The organism is Streptomyces sp. NPDC092045, from assembly GCF_044756005.1.
GTDB lineage: Bacteria > Actinomycetota > Actinomycetes > Streptomycetales > Streptomycetaceae > Streptomyces.
Genome location: NZ_JBIVSC010000002.1, coordinates 284,442 through 302,642, shown reverse-complemented (window position 1 = coordinate 302,642; position 18,201 = coordinate 284,442). Strand labels below are relative to the sequence as shown.

20 protein-coding genes and 1 pseudogene are annotated in these 18,201 nt (G+C 67.9%); 7 read left to right on the top strand and 14 right to left on the bottom strand.

Annotated elements, in window-relative coordinates:
- Position 1: 1 nt before the first annotated feature.
- The 11 genes from ACIQKA_RS08120 to ACIQKA_RS08070 form a co-directional block, all read right to left on the bottom strand.
- A complete protein-coding gene (locus ACIQKA_RS08120; RefSeq protein WP_402540410.1) occupies positions 2-838 on the bottom strand; it encodes a bifunctional DNA primase/polymerase in 837 nt (278 codons plus the stop codon).
- Positions 835-1,560: a DNA methylase gene (locus tag ACIQKA_RS08115; protein ID WP_402540408.1), complete on the bottom strand. Its 726-nt coding sequence runs from the start codon at positions 1,558-1,560 to the stop codon at positions 835-837. The genes ACIQKA_RS08120 and ACIQKA_RS08115 overlap by 4 nt, the downstream gene beginning before the upstream one ends.
- 88 nt (positions 1,561-1,648) lie before the next feature.
- On the bottom strand, positions 1,649-2,140 hold the full coding sequence (locus ACIQKA_RS08110; protein ID WP_402540407.1) for a hypothetical protein: 492 nt from the start codon (positions 2,138-2,140) through the stop codon (positions 1,649-1,651).
- A 223-nt stretch (positions 2,141-2,363) separates the two neighbouring features.
- Positions 2,364-4,463 (bottom strand): hypothetical protein, encoded by a 2,100-nt coding sequence (locus tag ACIQKA_RS08105; RefSeq protein ID WP_402540406.1) that lies wholly within the window; start codon positions 4,461-4,463, stop codon positions 2,364-2,366.
- A gap of 2 nt (positions 4,464-4,465) precedes the next feature.
- On the bottom strand, positions 4,466-6,058 hold the full coding sequence (locus ACIQKA_RS08100) for a hypothetical protein (protein ID WP_402540404.1): 1,593 nt from the start codon (positions 6,056-6,058) through the stop codon (positions 4,466-4,468).
- Complete coding sequence (locus tag ACIQKA_RS08095) at positions 6,055-6,294, bottom strand: hypothetical protein (RefSeq protein ID WP_402540403.1); 240 nt, start codon at positions 6,292-6,294, stop codon at positions 6,055-6,057. The genes ACIQKA_RS08100 and ACIQKA_RS08095 overlap by 4 nt, the downstream gene beginning before the upstream one ends.
- A gap of 16 nt (positions 6,295-6,310) precedes the next feature.
- The gene (locus ACIQKA_RS08090; RefSeq protein ID WP_402540402.1) at positions 6,311-6,649 is read right to left on the bottom strand and encodes an RRQRL motif-containing zinc-binding protein; all 339 of its coding nucleotides are present in this window, start codon (positions 6,647-6,649) and stop codon (positions 6,311-6,313) included.
- Positions 6,649-6,879: a hypothetical protein gene (locus ACIQKA_RS08085; protein ID WP_402540401.1), complete on the bottom strand. Its 231-nt coding sequence runs from the start codon at positions 6,877-6,879 to the stop codon at positions 6,649-6,651. Before ACIQKA_RS08085 ends, ACIQKA_RS08090 begins: the two co-directional genes overlap by 1 nt.
- Complete coding sequence (locus ACIQKA_RS08080; protein WP_402540399.1) at positions 6,876-7,907, bottom strand: DUF2637 domain-containing protein; 1,032 nt, start codon at positions 7,905-7,907, stop codon at positions 6,876-6,878. The genes ACIQKA_RS08085 and ACIQKA_RS08080 overlap by 4 nt, the downstream gene beginning before the upstream one ends.
- Complete coding sequence (locus ACIQKA_RS08075; RefSeq protein ID WP_402540398.1) at positions 7,904-8,218, bottom strand: hypothetical protein; 315 nt, start codon at positions 8,216-8,218, stop codon at positions 7,904-7,906. The genes ACIQKA_RS08080 and ACIQKA_RS08075 overlap by 4 nt, the downstream gene beginning before the upstream one ends.
- A 20-nt stretch (positions 8,219-8,238) precedes the next feature.
- Complete coding sequence (locus ACIQKA_RS08070; RefSeq protein WP_402540397.1) at positions 8,239-8,502, bottom strand: DUF6284 family protein; 264 nt, start codon at positions 8,500-8,502, stop codon at positions 8,239-8,241.
- A 517-nt stretch (positions 8,503-9,019) separates the two neighbouring features.
- On the opposite strand from ACIQKA_RS08070, the gene ACIQKA_RS08065 reads away from it, so the two are divergent.
- From ACIQKA_RS08065 to ACIQKA_RS08055, 3 genes are all read left to right on the top strand, one after another.
- Positions 9,020-9,856, top strand: coding sequence for a sigma-70 family RNA polymerase sigma factor (locus ACIQKA_RS08065; RefSeq protein WP_402540396.1), 837 nt, complete (start codon positions 9,020-9,022; stop codon positions 9,854-9,856).
- Position 9,857: 1 nt separating this feature from the next.
- Positions 9,858-10,667, top strand: a complete 810-nt coding sequence (locus tag ACIQKA_RS08060; RefSeq protein WP_402540395.1) for a protein phosphatase 2C domain-containing protein — start codon at positions 9,858-9,860, stop codon at positions 10,665-10,667.
- Between the two features lie 736 nt (positions 10,668-11,403).
- Complete coding sequence (locus ACIQKA_RS08055) at positions 11,404-12,564, top strand: ImmA/IrrE family metallo-endopeptidase (protein ID WP_402540394.1); 1,161 nt, start codon at positions 11,404-11,406, stop codon at positions 12,562-12,564.
- Positions 12,565-12,578: 14 nt separating this feature from the next.
- On the opposite strand, the gene ACIQKA_RS08050 is transcribed toward ACIQKA_RS08055, so the two are convergent.
- Together ACIQKA_RS08050 and ACIQKA_RS08045 are read right to left on the bottom strand one after the other, a co-directional pair.
- The gene (locus tag ACIQKA_RS08050; RefSeq protein ID WP_402540392.1) at positions 12,579-13,187 is read right to left on the bottom strand and encodes a hypothetical protein; all 609 of its coding nucleotides are present in this window, start codon (positions 13,185-13,187) and stop codon (positions 12,579-12,581) included.
- A 319-nt stretch (positions 13,188-13,506) separates the two neighbouring features.
- A complete protein-coding gene (locus tag ACIQKA_RS08045; protein ID WP_402540615.1) occupies positions 13,507-14,475 on the bottom strand; it encodes a PD-(D/E)XK nuclease family protein in 969 nt (322 codons plus the stop codon).
- A gap of 1,839 nt (positions 14,476-16,314) precedes the next feature.
- Here ACIQKA_RS08045 and ACIQKA_RS08040 point away from each other — a divergent pair.
- The 4 genes and pseudogenes from ACIQKA_RS08040 to ACIQKA_RS08025 form a co-directional block, all read left to right on the top strand.
- Positions 16,315-16,401, top strand: a pseudogene (locus ACIQKA_RS08040) (glutamine synthetase); the annotation flags it as partial.
- Between the two features lie 2 nt (positions 16,402-16,403).
- Positions 16,404-16,643 (top strand): hypothetical protein, encoded by a 240-nt coding sequence (locus ACIQKA_RS08035; RefSeq protein WP_402540391.1) that lies wholly within the window; start codon positions 16,404-16,406, stop codon positions 16,641-16,643.
- A 64-nt stretch (positions 16,644-16,707) separates the two neighbouring features.
- Positions 16,708-17,070 carry a hypothetical protein gene (locus ACIQKA_RS08030; protein WP_402540390.1) on the top strand — a complete coding sequence of 121 codons (363 nt, stop codon included), beginning with the start codon at positions 16,708-16,710 and terminating at the stop codon, positions 17,068-17,070.
- Positions 17,067-17,582 (top strand): GNAT family N-acetyltransferase, encoded by a 516-nt coding sequence (locus tag ACIQKA_RS08025; protein WP_402540389.1) that lies wholly within the window; start codon positions 17,067-17,069, stop codon positions 17,580-17,582. Before ACIQKA_RS08030 ends, ACIQKA_RS08025 begins: the two co-directional genes overlap by 4 nt.
- A 131-nt stretch (positions 17,583-17,713) precedes the next feature.
- On the opposite strand, the gene ACIQKA_RS08020 is transcribed toward ACIQKA_RS08025, so the two are convergent.
- Positions 17,714-18,145: a VOC family protein gene (locus tag ACIQKA_RS08020; RefSeq protein WP_402540387.1), complete on the bottom strand. Its 432-nt coding sequence runs from the start codon at positions 18,143-18,145 to the stop codon at positions 17,714-17,716.
- Between the last annotated feature and the right edge of the window lie 56 nt (positions 18,146-18,201).

Here is an 18,201-nt window from a genome sequence, read left to right as displayed (position 1 = left end):
ATCACATCCCCAGAGCCGTGGAGGCGTTCGCCCACGCGTCGGTGCAGTGCCGCGGGGACTCGCCCTTGGCCTGGGCGGCGGTGAACAGGCGGCCGATGTGGGTTTCGGTGAGGCAGCCGCAGCGACCGTGGGCGGAGAGCACCGCGAGGAAGGTCCGGTACACCGCCGCGTGCACACCGCTGGTGGCGGCGGTGATGCGCTGCTCGGCCATGGCGATCCCGCGCTCCAGGTAGACCGGGGAGCGATGCGGACACTTCCCGACGCCGGCCGGGGCGGACACCGCTACCGGACGAGGCGCGGACCGGACGACAGGCTTCACCTTCACCAACTCATGCACGGTGGCGGGGACGTCGACCATGGGGCCGATGCCGGGGCCGAGCCAGCGGGCGTAGGACATCGTGGACTTGATGTCGACGCCTTCGCGGACGCCGTTCACCGACCGCACGGCGCCGGAGTAGATCCAGTGCTCTCCGCGCGTGGTGGCCACGGTCGTGGTGGGCGGCAGGTTCTCCCGGGCCCAGTCGATGGCGGCCTGGTTGTCGAGGTCGACCACGGTCATGCCAGCGCCGCCGGGGTGGTAGCCGATCGCCCGTGCCTGCCGCCATGTCGCCGCCCACTGCGGGGAGCCGACGACGGTGGGGTCGGTGGTGGCAGCGGCCCAGCCGTGGCACGGCCACGGGCAGGCGCACGGGCCGGGGGCCCGCATGTTCGGCCGTCCGCCGCAGGCGAGGTCGTCGCATGCGGCGCAGTTGCCGAAGGGCCGTTTGTCGGCTCGCAGGGGCAGCACCGGCAGGCCCTGCTCAGCGAGGCCGAGGGCGGTGGTGGGGATGCTGTTCACGCGGCCACCCCCGCACGCACCTGGGCGAGGAACTGGGTGCCGATCCACTGGGTGTAGGCGGGCGGGATGGCCTCGGTCAGCTCTTCGCGGACGTCGGTCCAGGTGATGCCCATGGCCGCCTGCAACTCGGGCACGGAGGGCTTGCCGCCGCCGTTGCCGTAGGCGGCGACGTACGGGCCGTCGAAGAACTCGCCGTGCCGCCACCCCCGGACCCGTCCCCGGTGCTTGGGGTGGGCGGGTCGGGTGACGGACCAGCGGCCGAGTTCGAAGTTGCGGTGCCGCAGCACCCCGAGGGAGAACTGCTCGCCGCACAGGGTCAGGTCCTTGCGGATCTCGGCCCGGCCGTTGGGCTGCTCGATGACGTACGGCAGCCCGGACGCCTCCAACAGCACCCGGGTGGGCGGTACGAGGTCCACATGAGTGCCGCCCCAGCCCTTGGACCGGTTGGTGCCCACGGTCAGCGCGCATCCGGCCTGGCAGGGCGGCGAGGTGTGGACGAGGGTGAACCGTCCGATCTCGCCGGTGGCGATCAGGTTCGCCAGGTACTCCAGGGCGTCGGCCCGAACGAAGGTGAAGGGGTAGTTCGGGCGCGGGGCGATGTCGACGCCGACGACGTCGAACCCGGCCCGCCGGTAGCCCATGGCCGCGCCGCCGGCGCAGCAGAACAGGTCCAGGAGTAACGGCCGGGCGCCGTCTCGCCGGATCGGGAGGTGATGGGTCATGCTGGAGACCTCCACAGGTCTGTTGATGGACTCGGAGAAGAGGGCGGTCCCAGTTCTTTGGCGAGACTCGGGGGCCGCCTTCGGCTTGTCAGCGGTGGTTGATGGTTCCGCTGGCGCGGCCGAACAGGCCGGTCGCGGTGATGGTCTGCGTGATGTGCGTGGCCCCGCCACCCTGCCCCGCCCCCGTGCCGGTGGCGCGGCGGGCGGTGCGGAGCAGGATGGGGACGGCGATGACGGCGGCGACGAGGAGGGCGGCGGCGGACCACAGGGCGTGGCTCATGGCGATCAGTCCCGGGGCGGCGTAGGAGAGGCCGATGCCGCCGGCGGCGATTCCGCCGCCGACGGTGGGGGCGAGTAGGGCGGTGGTCTTGGCCCACGTGGGAACCGGCTGCGAGGCGGTAACCGGAACCTGTGGCGTGGGCGCGGGCTGGGTGTAGGCGAGGGTGCGGACTCCGTTGGGGAGGGTGACCCAGTCGATGCCCGGCGGGATCTGGGCGGGCAGGATCACCGGCTGCCGGGCAGCGCTGAGGTGGTCGTAGAGAGGGGTGGGGGTGATCTGATACGGGGTCTCGGAGTGCACAACGCGGTCCTTTCAACAGCGGCGGGCAGCACCTTGTCGTGAGGTGCCGCCCGCCGGGCCTGGTGACGCTGTGTGGTTCTAGTGGGGTGCGCTACTGGGTAGCGGGTACTGGGTCCCCAGTAGAAAAACCTGATGAAAGCCCCTGTACGCCTTACTGGGGCGTCTACTGGGTAGTGGGGTGTCACCCCACTACCCAGTACCCAGTAGCTCTCTGTGGAGGGTTCTAGGCGTGGTCGGGGTGGACGTAGACGGAGTGCGGGCCGTTGTCCCGGTAGACCAACTCGCCCCGCTCGGCCGCCGCCTTGAGCCCGGCCCGAACGGTCTTACGGTCCTTGGCGACCGCGTCCGCGACGGCGGAGGGCTTCATGCCGTCCGTCCCGGCAGCCTTGATCGCGTCGAGCGCGTCGGGCAGCCAGTCCGGTCCTTCCGGCTTCTCCCGCTCCTTGCGGAACGCGGAGAGGTTGAGCCCATGAGACCGCTCACCCTCCTCCCGGTCGTCCGGAGCGGGCTCGTCGGTGGTGCCGAACTGGGCGTCGATCTGGGCCATGAACTGTGCGGCGAGTGCGTCCTCGTCGGCCGGCGGAGCGTCCGGCGCGGGAGCGTCGCGCAGGGCGGAGAGGTTCAGCCCGCCCGGACGCGCCGGGCGGGTCTCGGCCGTCGGGACCGGTCGTGTGCCGGTGCTGTCGGTGGTGCGCATCCAGGCGGTGCGGTCGCTGTCCCAGCGGCGGGCGTAGTCGGGTCCGGCGACCTTCGCGGACGACTCGTCCAGCCGCGGGTGGAGGGCGCTGGTGGCGCGGACGATGTCGGCGATCTGGTTGGGGGTGATCCGCCAGGACTTGAACAGGCCGGGGGCGGATTCGGGGGTGCCGATGAATCCGGCGCCCTTGTAGGGAGCCTGCTCGGGCCGCAGGCCCCGGGAGCCCTGGAAGATGCGGGAGAGGTCCATGCCCTCGACCTCGCCGCCGGTCAGGCAGACCCGCGTCTTGGCCTCGCGGCGGATCATCAGGTTCCCCAGCACCGCCCCGGTGGCCCCGAGGGCGGTGAGGACGGTGCGGATGCCCATGGACCGCAGCAGCCGGATGACTTCCACGATCTTCGCGGCGAGCTTGCGCATCTTCGGATCGTTGCTGGTCAGGATCTCGGCGCCCTCATCGATCAGGATCATGATCTGCGGGATCCGGGCGGAGATGGGCAGCAGGTCGGTGTTCTCCTTCGCCATCAGATCCTGATAGACGACCTTGCGGTGCTTGCCCACCCTGAGGGCGGTGTCGAGCATCAGCTCGGCCTCCTCCGGAGTGGAGGCGAGCCAGTCGATCCCGGGCCGCGTCTCCTTATCCGGAGTGCCGTCGCCGTCGAAGGCGGGGCGCACCCAGGGCAGGCCGGCGGATCCGGCGTTGAGGTCGATGACCCAGCTCAGAATGTCCGTGGCGCGTGCGAACCCGGCGAGGACGTCGTGCACCATGTTGGTCTTGCCCGACCCGGTCGGCCCGACGATCAGCGCGCACTGCTCACGCAGGTGCACCAGGACGCCCCGGCCGTCGGAGCGCACGCCCCAGGGCAGGCCGGTGTGGATGGACAGGGGCCCGTACTCGGACGGGTAGGGGATCTCCCTCTCCAGGACGTTGACGGTGGAGATGTCGATGAGGACCCGGCCCTGGTGGATGCCCGGGGTCGCCGCCACGGTGCAGCCGTGGGGCAGGCGGGCGTCGGCGGAGAGCAGGGCGGAGTCTTTGGCGATCCGGTCGTAGGTGGTGGCGCCGGGTAGTTCGGCGTCGATGGTGAACCCGGTGGCGGTGGGCCACTTCTCGATCGCCAGCACCGTCACCGTGACCCCGGAAACGCGCTGGATCCGCTCGACCCACTCGGCCGCCAGGGTGCGGCGTTCGGCCTGGATCTCGGCGTTGACCTGCCGGTCGGCCAGGGCGATCAGCTCCAGCTCGCGGGCGTCCTCATACAGGCCGACGGACCGTGATGCGGTGCCGATGCCGACGCCGAGGACGGCGAGGGAGCCGATGGCCTGCCAGGTCAGCGGCCCGTCCGCGATCGCCCACGTTGTCCACCCGGCGCCCAGGAGCCAGGAGGAGGCGCGGAGGGTGAGGGTGCGGGCGGAGAGGCGTTCGCGGAGGGTGGAGATGGTGTGGCCGATGGCGCCGGCGGTGCCGACCGCGAGGGCCCAGGCGGGCGGCATACCGGTGGCCGCTCCGGTGGTGGCCAGGGCGAGGGCTCCGGTGGTGGCGGACAGGGCGCCGGTCACGGGTCCGTGACCAGCCGCCCAGTCCCACACCGGCCCCGAGGAGGTCTTGGGGGTGGTGTTGGTGGCCATGATCAGACGTTCCAGCCCTTCTCGGCCTCGTGGCCGTTGCGGGGGTCCTCGTGGCGGGCGATGTCGTGCTCGTGGACCTGCCTAAACAGCGGGGCGAGGTCTCCGGAGGAGTCGACCGCGCGCATCAGGGCGCCGTAGATCTCGTCGAAGGCGCCGGCGATGTCCTTCTCCAGCGGGAACTCGCTGTCGGAGCGCTCGGCCAGGATGCGGAAGGTGTTGGCGACGCTGGTGAGGGCGTCGGGGAGGTTGTCGACCATGGTCAGGATCTCCATGGCCGTCTCGGGCTCGTAGGTGCGGGCCGCGTTCTCCATCTCGGCGGCGGCCTCTTCGAACTTGAAACCGGACACGTTCACGACCTCCACGGGCGATGCGGGCAGGGCGGGGGTGAGGAAGGCGGGACGCTGGACGGTGCCGCCGATCTGCTGCTCAGGAGCCAGGTCGGCGTCGATGGCGGCCTCGGCGGTCGCCTGCTGCTCACGGATCTTCTGATCGCGCAGGGCCTGCTGCTCCTCGGCCGTACGCATCAGGCGCCGATACAGGCGGCGGCCGGGGTGCTGGAGGGCCTTGATGCCGAGCTTGCGACCCAACGGGGTGGTCAGCATGCCGAGCACACCGATCGGGGCGGCCAGGAGTGCGGCGAGCAGGCGGCGGCCCTGCTTGCGCAGTGCGGATCGCCGCAGTGCCTTGCGGGCTTGCTTGCGTACCGCCCGGGTCATGGCCCGCTTCTGCTTGGCGGCCAGGGCGGCGCGGACTTTCCCGCGGGAAGCGTCCACCGCCTTCGCCGCCTGCCGGTCCCGCGCCGCCCGGGCCCGCTGGACAGCGGTGTCACGCCCGGACCGGACCTTCCCGCCCAGTCTGGACGCCAGACTTCGGTCCCGGCCCTGGTTCTTCGGGCCCGAGGTGCCCGTTCCGGCGGAGTTGCCGGTCCGGGCGGTCTGGCGGGAGGCGGGGGTGGTGCGGCGGGTGTCGGCGGCGTGCCGCCGGTTCTGCGAGGCCTGGGCACGGCGCTGGGACCGGGTCGGCGCCGACGTGCTCGCCGCCTGCCGCAGCGCCTTCACCTGCCCGACCCGCCCCGCCGGCCGACCCGTCCGGGCCGAAGAAGTACCCGAAGTGGTCGACCCGGTGGAACGGCCATTGCCCGGGGTGGGCTTGTTGGAGCGGGACAGCGCACCGGAGCTGCTTCGCTTCGCACCCGTACCCGTACCCGTGGTGCTCGCACCCCGTGTGCCGCCGGCGTGCTGGCGGGTGGTGCGGGGTGTGGGCACGTTCTTGGTCTTTGCTGCGGCGCGGGTGGTGGTCTTGGCGGTGCGGTTGCGGGCCGCCCGGCGGGCCAGGACCGCACCGCCCACGACCGCCATGCCGGCGACTGCGGTGGCGATACCGGCCGGGCCGCCGACCAGGGCGGCGGTGGCCAGACCGGTGACCGTGCTGTTCGCGCCGGTCGTGGCCAACGGCACCACCGGCCACCCACCCGCCGCGTGCTCCACCCTCGGATCCTGCTTGGCTGCCGCTTGTTCGGCGGGCGGCGTGGACGGAGGGGTGGACGGAAGCGGCGGTGCGGGGACGGTGATCTGTTCGGTGCTGAGGTCCGTCATCGGGCCACCTCCCCGGCGGGGGTGAGGTGGTTGGGCTCCAGGGCGAAGTAGAGGACGACCGCGCCCTCCATGGAGGGGTACTGGCGGACCATGTCGATGCGGAGCTGGGTCAGGGCGTCGTAGCGGGTCATGCCCGGGGGCGGGGTGTAGGTGCCGGAGAGGGTGCAGGCACTGTGCTGGGGGTTCTGCAGGGTGAGCACGTAGACGTGCGAGCCCTGCGCGGGACTGCGATCCATGAGGGAAACCTCCAGATCAGGAAGCAAGTGGGGTGGGGGCGTCCGCGCAGGGGACGCACATGCCGAGCGAGGCGGGGATGCGGTATCCGGCATCCCGACCGCACTCGGGGCAGACCTGCCGGGTGGCGTTCGCCTTGGCCAAGGCCGCCCGGCGGGCGGGGGTCATGGGGCGGACGGGCTTGGCCTGGTCAATGCGGTAGAGGTAGGCCACCAGGGGGCCGCGCCGGCGGCGGGGCCGTTCGAGCTGGGCCACCACCGGCTGACCACCCGGGCGCAGCCCCAGCGCGCGGAGCTGACGGAAGGTGGCCAGGCCCTCCGGGGCCAGGTGCCAGCGGTAGACGGGCAGGGCGCCCATCAGCCGAGCCGGTGGTGAGAGGCCCGGCAGGTGGTGGCGTGCTCGTTCGCGTCGCTGCGGGCGAAGGAGAGGCTGTGCTCCCCGGAACGGTCGCCGCAGCCGTGGCAGTGCCAGCGCGCGGAGTGCCCGTGCTCCTTGCCGGTGATGTCGATGGCGGCGTCGGTCTGGTTGTGGAACCGGATCAGCAGGTCGTTCGGCTCGGGCGGGTTGGCGTGCGGGGAGAGCTTCACCGGGACGCTCCTTCGAGAGCCGGGGTGGTGTCGCGGAGCTTCTGGTAGTGGCCGGTGACCCAGCCGGTGGACCAGCCGCACAGCTCGGCGGCCTGCCGCACCGACAGTCCTGCTGCGAAGGCAGCGGCCACCGTCCGCAGGGCCAGTTCCTTCTCCTGCTGCTCCTCGGCTGGGCCGGCGGCCAGGAGTGCGGCGCGTTCACGCTCGGCCCGCTCCTCCCGCTCACGCTGTTCACGGGCGGCCCTCTCGGCGGCCTCGCGACGCTCGCGCTGGGCCCGCTCGGTGGCCTCGCGTTCACGGCGTTCACGCTCCAGCCGCTGCTGTTCACGGGCGCGTTCATCGCGTTCACGAGCCTCCCGCGCCGCCCGCTCGGCCGTCTCGATCCGCTCGCGCTCGGCCTGCTGTGCGCGCTCTTCCCGCTCGGCCTGTTCACGGGCCAGGGCTGCTTCGTGCTCGCGCTGTTCACGGGCCAGCTTCGCGTCGAACTCCCGCCGCTCCCGCTCCCGCCGCTCCTCCTCATCCACCCGACGCCGCTCAGCCTCCTCGGCTTCCTCGACCCGCCGGCGGGCCTCCTGCTCGCGCTGCTTCCGCTCGGCCCGCTCCCGCTCCTCCAGACCCGCCACCGCCGCTGTGATGGCGCGGCGGTAGGCGAGTCCGGTCTCGGCGGTGACGATCAGCAGCAGCGGCGCCACCGCATGCACGGCCACGCCGACCAGGTCTTTCTTCAAGGCGGAGTCGGCGACGTTGAGGGCCAGGGTCATGGCGCCGGTCATCCAGCGCAGCACCACCGGCCATCGCCCGCCCTCCCCGCCCAAGCGGGCCAGGACAGAGTCGAGACGGACCACGATGACCACCGCGGCGTCCACCACGATCGGCAGGATCGGGGCGGTCCAGTCCCAGTCGTCCGAGGTGTGGGCCCGCATCAGCGGGGTGACGGTGAGGACGGAGTAGAGCATCGCCCCGCACACGATCAGCCACGTGCCCACGTTCAGGGCCTGCTCGGCTGAACGGATCTGAACACCGTTCACGACACCGCCCCCACACCCGCCGCAAGCGGCTCCGTGGCCGGGGTGGGGGTGAAGCCGACCAGCTCGATGTCGGCGCCGGCGAAGCGGCCGTGAACCTTCAGAACCTGAGTCCTGCCGTTTCCCTGAACGCGGTGAACAACCGCCACGGGGTCGATGTTCAGGGCCTCGCGCCACGCCTCGAACGCGCCCAGGTCGTCGTGGAGCGACAGCCGCAGCCGGTCCGGGAAGACCGGGCAGAGGTCCACGTTCGGCGCGGGCAGGTGCGAGAACTTCGCGTCCAACGCGACCAGCGCCGTCAGCGACGCGGCCATGTCCGTAAGCGACCGGGCGTTCACGCGGCACCACCCGACTGCACGGCGGTGCGGTTGGTCAGGTCCCGACGGGCCGCCAGCACCCGGCGCCGGTGCCGGCGCAGCCGCTGGGCGCCCAGCACGCTCACCGGCCGGTCCAGCAGAGCGATCTCCACGTCGAGCAGGTCAACCTCCGCCAGGATCAGCGGGAGCTCCTGCTCGATCGCGTCCAGCTCCGCGTCCGACGGCTCGCCGTCAAACGCCAGCTCCGCACTGGTGGCGGGGAGTGTGATGATGGACTTCATGGGTCGTGCTCCCTTCGTCGTAAGGGGGTGGAAACGGCCCGTACCGAACCCCCGGTGTTGGAGCACCGGGGGTTCATGCCGTTGAAGCTCGGGAGTTCAGCTCCGGCTCCCCTCGACCCCGCCCGTACGGCAACCCCAGCGAAGGGGGCCGGACGGGCGGAGGAGGCAACCGGCCGCAGCCTGCCGCGAGGCGGGGCGGAAAAGTTGAGTTGCGCTGATCCGTACGCGAGGACAGAACCCGCGCACGCCGCCCGCTTGTTGCCGGAGGGGGGCGGATACCTCAGCACTCTGTTCAGTTCTCAAGGTCCAGTCGCTTCCATCGAGCCCACCCGCCTGCGCGGAGCTCTCCGGGCGCCGCCCCGGATGGCAAGGGGGGGTTACCACCCAAGCCGTTCGGAGCCCCTCCTGTTAAGGGGGGGTTGCCGCAGAGCATGGCGGTGTCTGGCGGTTGGTGTCAATCCCCCCTTAACATGTGTCCTGTGAGCACTTCTCCGAGGCGATATGTGAGGCAGGGACGTTGATCGAGGAAGTCCGGCGAGTCTCGGCGATGCAGGACCACGCCCTGCGCGTCAAAGCCGCGGTTGACCTCATGACGGAGTTGCAGGCTGCCGTCATCGAGACCTCACGCATGCGCAAAGAGAGCATCGCGTGGCTGCGCAAAAACGGTCACTCCATGGCTGACGTCGCCAAACTCATGGGCGTAAGCCGTGCGCGTGTCGCCCAGCTCCGGGATGCCGGCCCGCCCCCCGAGCGGGCTTTCCTGGGGGCCCAGTACGTGCAGGTCGCTGTGCCGACGCGCCTCGGTGAGCGGGAGTACGTGGCGGTCGAGGACAGCTCGACGGGACAGCGGATGCTGGCGCTGGCCCAGAGCCTTCAGCTCGACGGAGAGCTCCAGTACATCCCGGTCTCCGGGGAGATCGACCTCAACCGGGACGACCTCGTCGTCGTCTGCGGACCGAAGAGCTCCGACGCCGTGGCAGCCGTGTTCGGCCAGGACCCCCGGCTGGCGTTCGAGACGCTGCCGGACGGGCGGTGGGCCCTCGTCGAGCGGGAGAGCGGCAAGGTCTACGCGTCGCCGAGTGACGACCCGCAGAATGCGACGCCGGCGGACGTGGCTTATCTGGGCAGGCTCCCCCGGCCGGACGGGCAGGGAACGTTCCTCCTGATCGCCGGAGTGCACGCTGTGGGCTCGCTGGGTGTGGCCCACTACCTGTCGGAGAACCTCGCTTATCTCTACGAGGAGGCTGGCACCTCACCGTTCTCCATGGTCGTGGCCTGCGACTACACGCCAGAGGGCAAGTCGGTGACGGCGAGCCGATCCGTCAGCGGCGTGCTGCTCCACGAGGCCGCCTGAAGTGCGCGTCGAGGCTTTCAGTAGCGGTTGCCCCGGCCGGGAGAACGAGGACTTCTCGACCTGGGACGACCAGATGGTCGTGCTTCTCGATGGCGCCGGCATGCCCAGCACGATGAACCCGCCGTGCGTTCACGGCGTCGCCTGGTTCGCCAGGACCCTGGGTACGGCGCTACGTGCGCAGGCGAGCCAGGGGTCGAGCCTCAGGGATGCACTGGCCTCGGCCATCGAGCAGACGGCGGAGATCCACCGCGACACCTGCGCCGTGGACGACCCGCTCTCGCCGTCAGCGACCCTCGCAGTGCTTCGCGAGCGTGGGGACGTCGTGGAGTGGCTGGTGCTGGGGGACTGCACCCTCATTCTTGAACGCGGGCACACCGTGGAGGCGATCTCGGACGATCGTCTGGCCTACGTCGCCCAGGGCGAGAGGGCCGCCATGGCGGCTACCGTACCGGGGTCTGCCGAACGTCTCCAGCTCCATGCCCAGCTCGTACGGGCGGAGCGAGCCCTCCGGAACCGCCCGGGTGGCTACTGGGTGGCGGCGGCGGAACCTCAGGCCGCCGAAGAGGCATTGCACGGGTCCTGTTCTCGCAGGGACATCGCCCGGGCCGCCCTGATGACGGATGGGGCGGCGCGGCTCGTGACCCCCTTCGCTCTGGCCGATTGGGAGGGGTGCCTCGACATTCTCGAAGAGCAGGGGCCGAAGCGGCTTGTCGAGCAGGTGCGTGACGCGGAACGAGGCGACACCTCCCTGGAGCGATGGCCGCGGAGCAAGCAGCACGACGATGCGACCGCGCTCTACATCCGTCCGTAAAAGGGCTGTCCAGAAGGGCTCGTGGGCCATCTATGGGCCAGGAGCTCGGCATAGTGATGCCCTCCAGGAAAGCCGCAGGTCAGGCGACGTAAGCGTGCTGTCCGCCGACCGGTCTTGAAAACCGGCAAGGTGGGATGCGGTAGAGGTTTCCCTACTTAGTCAAGGCACCCGCCGCGCACAGCGCGGCGCGCGCGGCCCGTCGCCCGGGCCTGCGCTCCTGTCTGCGCCCCACTCCAGCCCGGCCGCCGGCCCGCACGCCTGACAGCTCGGGTTGATGTGGTGGTGAACCCCTCTGTGGCTGGGGCGGTCGGCTTCATAGCTTTAGGCAGCCACTTTGGGACGAGTCTCTAAGATCATGGCCCCAACGTCGTGCCTTAACCGGGGAGGTCCGCAGACTGCCCGACGCGCCGGAAGCTTACGGGATCATGATCACTCGCCCCAAGCAGCTCCAGCCCAAAGCCGCTCCGTCAACCGCGTTCGTCAGCGTGCACCATCTATCGGCAGACGTTCTGCGCCATCCACTGACATCACAGGTCAGGGCGACTCATACCGCCATCACGCATCCTCCACGTGGTCACAGCACGTCAATGGCAGGCTGACTGTCAGTGGTGGACACTAGTCTTGCCCGTATCAAGTCCGCAGACCAGCGCAGTCGCCTGTGCGAGTACAAGGCTTCTGCCACACTGGGTAGTAGATGTGGGCGGATGCAGCTGAGAGCACGGCGGAAGGGGTGGTGATGGCAGCAACCAGCACGCGCGAAGAGCGTTTCAAGCACACCCTAAACACGCTAGTCACACGAGAAGGCGTGACTCAGGAAACTTTGCTCGACTTGCTGGGATCTAAGGAAGCATACGCATCTTTGATCTCGGGTCAGCGCCTTCCTTCCACGTACGAAGCAACGCTATTGAGCGCGTTCTTTCGAGTGGCTCCCGGTTTGCTAATTCATGACGATGAACCGTCGATGGGTGTAAGTCTCCGCCTCGGAACGGTCGAGGGGATTCACGACGTCAGCGATGTCGTTTCCCATGCAACCAAGTTGCTGGCCACAGATCGGTTGACGCGCGAATGGGGTTGCGCTCAACCGGTTATTGATGTAGCAAGCTTCGTTCCCTCGAAAGTCTGGCGTGACCGTGACGCGGGCGAACGAACTGCCGCACGTCTAAGAGCCTATCTAAACTTCGGCGAGACTGAACCAATCGAGGATCTGACGGGGCTCGTCGAGAGCCTTGGTGTTCCCGTCGAGTACAGGAGACTTCCGGACCAAGTGCACGGGATCTCGATTCCTGAAAAATGGGGAGATCAGGTTTCTTGGGTAGTGGTAATCAACTCGAATGACGTTTGGTCAAGGCAACGCTTCACGCTGGCACACGAGCTCTGCCACGTTCTGCAAAATGATCCGGGTCAAGTAATCGTCGACCGCGCTAGAATGCAGGACCTTCGCCCCGAAAGGGTCGCAAACTCCTTTGCGCGACACTTTCTACTGCCAGAAGACGCAATTCTCGACAGGCTAGATCAGGGCGGTTCTATTTCCACGCCCGCGCAAGCCGCTGCGCTGGTTGCAGACCTTGTGCTGACTTACGGAGTAAGTCGCGACGCTACGATGATTGCGCTTCAACAAGTCGCCGAGGGAGACGTCGAAAAGTCGCTCATAGAGTTCTGTCAGGAATCCACAGTTGGGGAACTGATGAGAATTTCGGGAAATTCTTCCGCATGGGAAGAGCTGAACTCGACCCTGGGGGAAAAGTTCCCATCGGAGCGGCTGTCCGAGCAAGTTCTAGATGCTTACGCTGGAGAACTCGTCAGTTTGCAAGCAGTTGCAGATGTCATCTCTGACGGCTCCATCACGGACGCTCGCAAGCAATTGAGTGCGGCTGGCTGGAATATCGGCGGAAAGTAAATGGCTTAACTTCGTTAAGTGCAGATTGGGCATCTGTCGTCGCGCTTGGCGCAGAGAAAATCGCTCACGCCACTCGGTTGACGACGCGCAGGCACTGTGGCGAACGTCCGTGTAACTTCATTGAAGCTGTTAAAGAGCTCCGCGGCGTCTACCGGATCCGCTTCGCACCCGAGCTCCGCCAAGAGCTGCCCGAGATCCTTACAGGGGACGCCGTGGCTCTCTGCAACGGTGATCGCGCCGCCATCATTTGTAAGCAGAACGGTCTTGCCGCCTAGCTCCACAGTTCGGGCAGCGCAGACGATGCTGTGCGTCTCGCCGGCATGTTTGTGCGCGGATGTCACAGGATCTACGGTCCTGCCAGCACGTTCAGCAGCAGCGGCGTCGATTCCGTGCAACTGCCTGAGTACCTGGTCGAGTTTGGCGAACGTGTCGAAGGTGTCTGAGCCAGTCGGAAGGGGACACTCCTCGATCCGTCCATCGTTGAGAAACCGGACGACGGTATCGGCACCGCTGCACAACAATCGTGTTTGGGGCGTACGTTGCGCTTCGGCTGTTCCTGAGAGTCGCCTGATCTCTGCGGCGACTGCCTCGGTCACTACGAGAGACGCTCCGTAGAGGTCCAAGATCCTTTCGAGCAAGGCCGGCCGACGGGCGAGCGCACAGAGCAACCCTGTGTCCGCCCACGCGCGGGACACACCTACGTGGCATCGAGGAAGAGCAGGGGAAGTTGAGGTGCGGACACGCGCCTGGGTCCTCGGCTGGAGGCTCGGCCGCCGAAGGGCCATCCCCTTTGGAGAGGGGCGCTCCAGATCGTCCAACTCCCCCTCCGGCAACTTGCGATGTGCGCCGACGAGGCGTCAGAGCATCGTTCCTAGCGTAGCCGTCGCATCGAGTGGATGCACACGCCTCCGGCTTACCAAACGCTCAGGGTCGCCGACGGAGTCAGGGGATGCGGAACTGGTCGTCATCTTCCTCGTCCACGGTCGCATCGGGACACCAGCCGCGAACCGGGCACCACCGGCAATGCTCCCCGGGGTTACTTTTCCAGGATGTGTCCCGGTGCCATTTTTTGGCGCGCAGCCTTACTTCAGCCTTCGCCATACGCAGCAGACGAGCGTCGCCTAGGTCCCAGGAGACGACAATGCTTTCCTCCGGTGCCAGAACTTCTAGTTCGAGTCGAGTCTTTTCGCTCTCGTAAGGCCCTCGGTAGCCGCTGGCAATCAAGTTGATGAGCCAGGGTACAGCGAAGAATCTGTCAAAGGCTTCTTGCGAGTTCGCTGGAAGGCTCAAAGTGGTCGTCTTGGTTTCTCGGATTACGAACGTGTCATCGGAATCTACGTATAGCAAATCAGGCTTGCTGACAATCACTGCATCTGCAAGCGCATCGTATCCGTAGATCGATACCTCGCTCCCAATTACTCGAACTCCGTCCCCGATCGGGCAAATGGCACCGTGCTGCGCCACATACTTGCGCGATTCGAGGTACTCGCTTTCATCGAGACCAGGGGGGAAGTTTTCATCAATTGCATCAAGGTCACTTGGATCGCATTTCTGGCCACTCATGTGCGCGTGAGCCAGCCACTCATGTATGTGTCTTCCTCGTGCCGAGGAGGGGGAAGTGCTGGATATTTTAGGCAGGTTATTCGAAGTCAGGTGCCACTGAGAAGGGCACTTCTCATAGACTTCTAGATCGCGCGCGCTAACCGAGCGAGTACCTGGCCCTTTTCGAGACTGCCCCAGGAACCCATCAAGCTTGCTCAACGAGGGGCAGCACCCTGCGATTTTGCACTTTCCGCAGCTAGTTCCGGGTGTCGGGACCCTCGATGTGGCAATTTTTGCGACTACAGGGAAGACTTTAGTTACATAAAGGGACTCTGCCGCGGAAGGGCTATCGTCAAAGAGGGTCTCCATGGACCCGTCGGTGAGGCCAATCTCTACAACACGAACCCGCTCTAGATCTCCGCGTGGCCGGATGAGCCCCGCAATGTGCGCTGCCGTGATCGCCCAATTCTCCTCATCCTTGGCGAGAGGGCGGGCCTGGCCGAAACGGAGCTTGCGAAGTTCCCTAACCCCGGAGTCGTTATCGTAAACGGGAGCCCAAGCCGTCAGCTGATTCATCGGAACGCTAACGTCTGGGACGACATTTGGGTCGCATGTGCGGAGATTGAGGTGCCCAAGTTCGGCCTCTGAGATCTCGTGACAAAGCAGATAGTTCTCAATTGCTCTGGCTATATAATTCTTGTCGCCCGCGTGCAGTTGGTACTGAGTCAACTCGCTCATTGTGAGCCTATTGAGCTCTTCCCAGTCGTTAGAAGTTCTCGGAGTATTGAGCAGCCTCAGGCTTACTTCGCGGACGATACCGAGAACGAAGGTTTCCGTATCGTCCCTTCTGCGTACCCAGTCTGTTGGCTTGAGGTCGGGTCGCACCTTCAATGCGCCATACAAGCCGCAACCACGAGGCAGCCATTGCACGTCCGAGGCGCTCACGCGAAGCAAGTCCGCTTTACCGCTGAACCTAGGCCACATGCTCGGCGTCGCCATCCCGCCTCCCAGCTACGCAACGTCACGTTGAATGTCACAGGGTAGGCAAGTATGACAGGGGTATAGCTCTGCTGCGCACCACTGATCACAAGTGACTGACAAACGGGGTGACCGGTGCTTGTCCTCACTGCTCGGCTGGCTGATGTCGACGCGGGGTGCCGTCGGCTTCAAGGTGTCCTGCGAGGAGGGAGCGACGATCAGGGTTCTCGGGCTACTGGCCCTGACCCCCACGGCCGGTAACCGATCAAACTTGCAAAGCAGTTGTCGCCGACCGCAGGACAGGACGGTGGAGGTGCGGCCCATGTGTGGACCAGCGGGACGCGCCAGCCCACCTCTACGCCCTTGACCTGCCATAACGACCGAGGCGCACGCGCCCTCCGGAGTCATGTGTGAGTAGCTGTGCCTGTCCTTCCGCTTCAACGTCCCAGTCGCCGGCATCGTATAGGTGTCACTCGTCCGCGTGACGCACTGCCGGAACGCTAGCCCGGCGCTTGCCGATGGCTACTGTGGGATGTGGGTTGGTTGCCGACTGGTCGTTGGTGTGCCGCCTGTGCGTCCCCGCCCTGCTGCGGGGGCGCAGTCACTTCCCGGCGCTGCGGACCGGACACCCGCAGCCCTTAGAAGCAATCCTTATGGCTGGTCATCCACCCTTTGTGCAGCAACTCAATTGAGCCCCGGACCAGACGTCTGGGGCTCAACTCGCGCCGTTCCTAGAGCCGCTGACTCGGAAGCTCCCAGGGTCAGCGCTTCTTCGTCTTCCGCTGCTGCCGAGGCGTCCACTTTCCTCGATGCTCCTGGCATCGGGAGTAGCCGATCATCGCTGGATTCTTACACGGCTTCCCCGACTTGGTCTTAGTCGATCCACACTTGACCTGGTAACCCACACATCCTCCCTGCGACTGGAGCAAGACAGGAAAATCGTCCCCTGGGCTGGAGGGCTTCGGGGCGCCGCTCCCCTCAACGGGCCAGTTCCTTCGCTAATGCGGCCAGATCTAACCGGCGACACCAGGGGGACGAGGGCCGATGAGACCGGGCCGCATTCGACCTCGGAGGAGCACACGGCAGGGTCCAAGGGGGCGGCGCTTGGGCCGTCTGTGGGCCGTCCCAAGGCCGCCATCGGTAGCCACGGATACCCAACAACAACCACATGGGAGACGGCTTCAAGTGCTCGTTTGAGCTGTAGCCGAGGTGTCCTCGGTGTCTCGCCACTTCCTGCGCAACAAGAAGCAGGAGTGGGAGGAGTACCGCAGCGAGGTCACCGCCTTCGAACTGCGGAAGAACCTGCCGGTGCTGTAGGGATGCCGGAGATCCGCGGCGGCTTCCACGAGGTCCCGGCGGGGAGCGTGCCGGAACTCCTCGCGGAGGCCCACGGGGACCACGTGATCGCCCTGGACGTCCTCCGGGACCTGCCGACGAGCCCGGCGGACGCCCGCTGCACCGCGGGCCGCCGTACGGAACTCTCCGTGTACGTGGCTCCCGCGCACCGGGACGGCGGGCCGTCCCGGTCGGCGCCGCCGCGTACGGCCGACGCGCGGTGATCGGACCGTAGCGGCGGCGGTTATCCGGTGGTCGGCGGCCCGGCGCCGCACGTACGGTCCCGGCATGTGCACTTACGCCTTCGTCCACTACAAGCTGCACTACGCGTGCGTCTCGTGCCGGATCGGTTTCAAGCGGCATCCGAACGGCGCCAGGCATCCGTGTCCCCGCTGCTCCGAGCCGATGCTGTGCGCCGGGCACGACTTCGCGGCGCCCCGGCGCAGCGACCGGAAGGCGTGGTCGGTCGTCGCGGTCGTGCTCGGGGCCGGGCTTCGGTACGAGGGGTTCGAGGGGTGCGGGTGCGGGCGGGAGCCCAAGTTCCGGCCCCGGACGCGGGCCCAGGTGCGGGCCCGGCGCATCGCCGCCGCCCGGACCGGCGTTCCGTTCGCGGAGGTGCTCGGGCGGGTCGAGCCGATGGAGGTGCGGTGATCCCGCGGGCCTCCGGGACGGAGGTTCCCTCGGTCGCCACCGCGCGGCTCCTCCTCCACCCCCTGTCCGTCGCCGAGGCCGAGCGGATCGTCGCGCGGGCGCCCCTCGCCGGGGACCCCTGGGCGGAGGAGTACCCGCAGGACGGGGACGTGCGGGGATGCGGCGGGTTCCTGCGGGGGGTCTTCGAGCGGGGGGATCCCGGGGTCTTCCGGGCCTATGAGGTGCGGCTGATCGAGAGCGGGCTCGCCGTCGGGGGCATCGGGTTCCACGGGCCGCCCGACGAGGTCGGGGTCGTGACCGTGGGGTACGGGCTCGTGCCCGGGGTGCGGGGGAAGGGGTACGCCTCCGAGGCCCTGCGCGCGCTCCTCGAAATCGCCCGGGTGGCCGGCGTCGCCGGGGTCAAGGGGGACGCCGACCTGGACAACCCCGCCTCGCACCGGGTCATGGAGGCCGCCGGGATGCGGTGCGTCGCGGAGAGCGACGGGCTCCGGCACTTCTATGCGGGGTTCTGACGCGTTCGGGGTTCTGAGGCGCCCGGGGGCCTGACACGCCCGGAGACCTGACGCGCCCGGGGACCTGACACGCCCGGAGACCTGAGGCGCCCGGAGGCCCGAGACGCCTGGAGTCCCGCGGCCCCCGCCCCTCAGCGTTCCGACAGCTCCGACGGCGCCTCCTGGACCACCCAGCCGTTGCCGTCCGGGTCCGCGAAGGTCATGAACGAGTTCCAGGTGCCGCCCTTCCCCTCCTCCCAGCCCGTCGCGCCGACGTGCATCACGGGGGAGACCTCGACGCCCCGGGCCACCAGCTCCTTCCGCGCCGCCTCGATGTCCGTGACGCAGAGCTGGAGGCCGTGCAGGCCTCCCGGGGGCGTCTCCCGCGTGCCCGGCATCGGCGGCATCCCGCTCAGCAGCGCGATCGAACAGCGCGAGCCCGGCGGCGTCACCTGGACGATCCGCGTGCCGGGGGCCACCTCGTCGTCCAGGTCGACGGTGAAGCCGCACCTCTCGCCGTAGAACTCCTTCGACCGGTCCATGTCCGTGACGGGGACCGGGACCACTTCCAGGGTCCAGTTCATGGGTTCTCCTCTTCCGTTTCCGGAGCTCCGAGGGGCCGGGATGCCGGAGCCGGTAC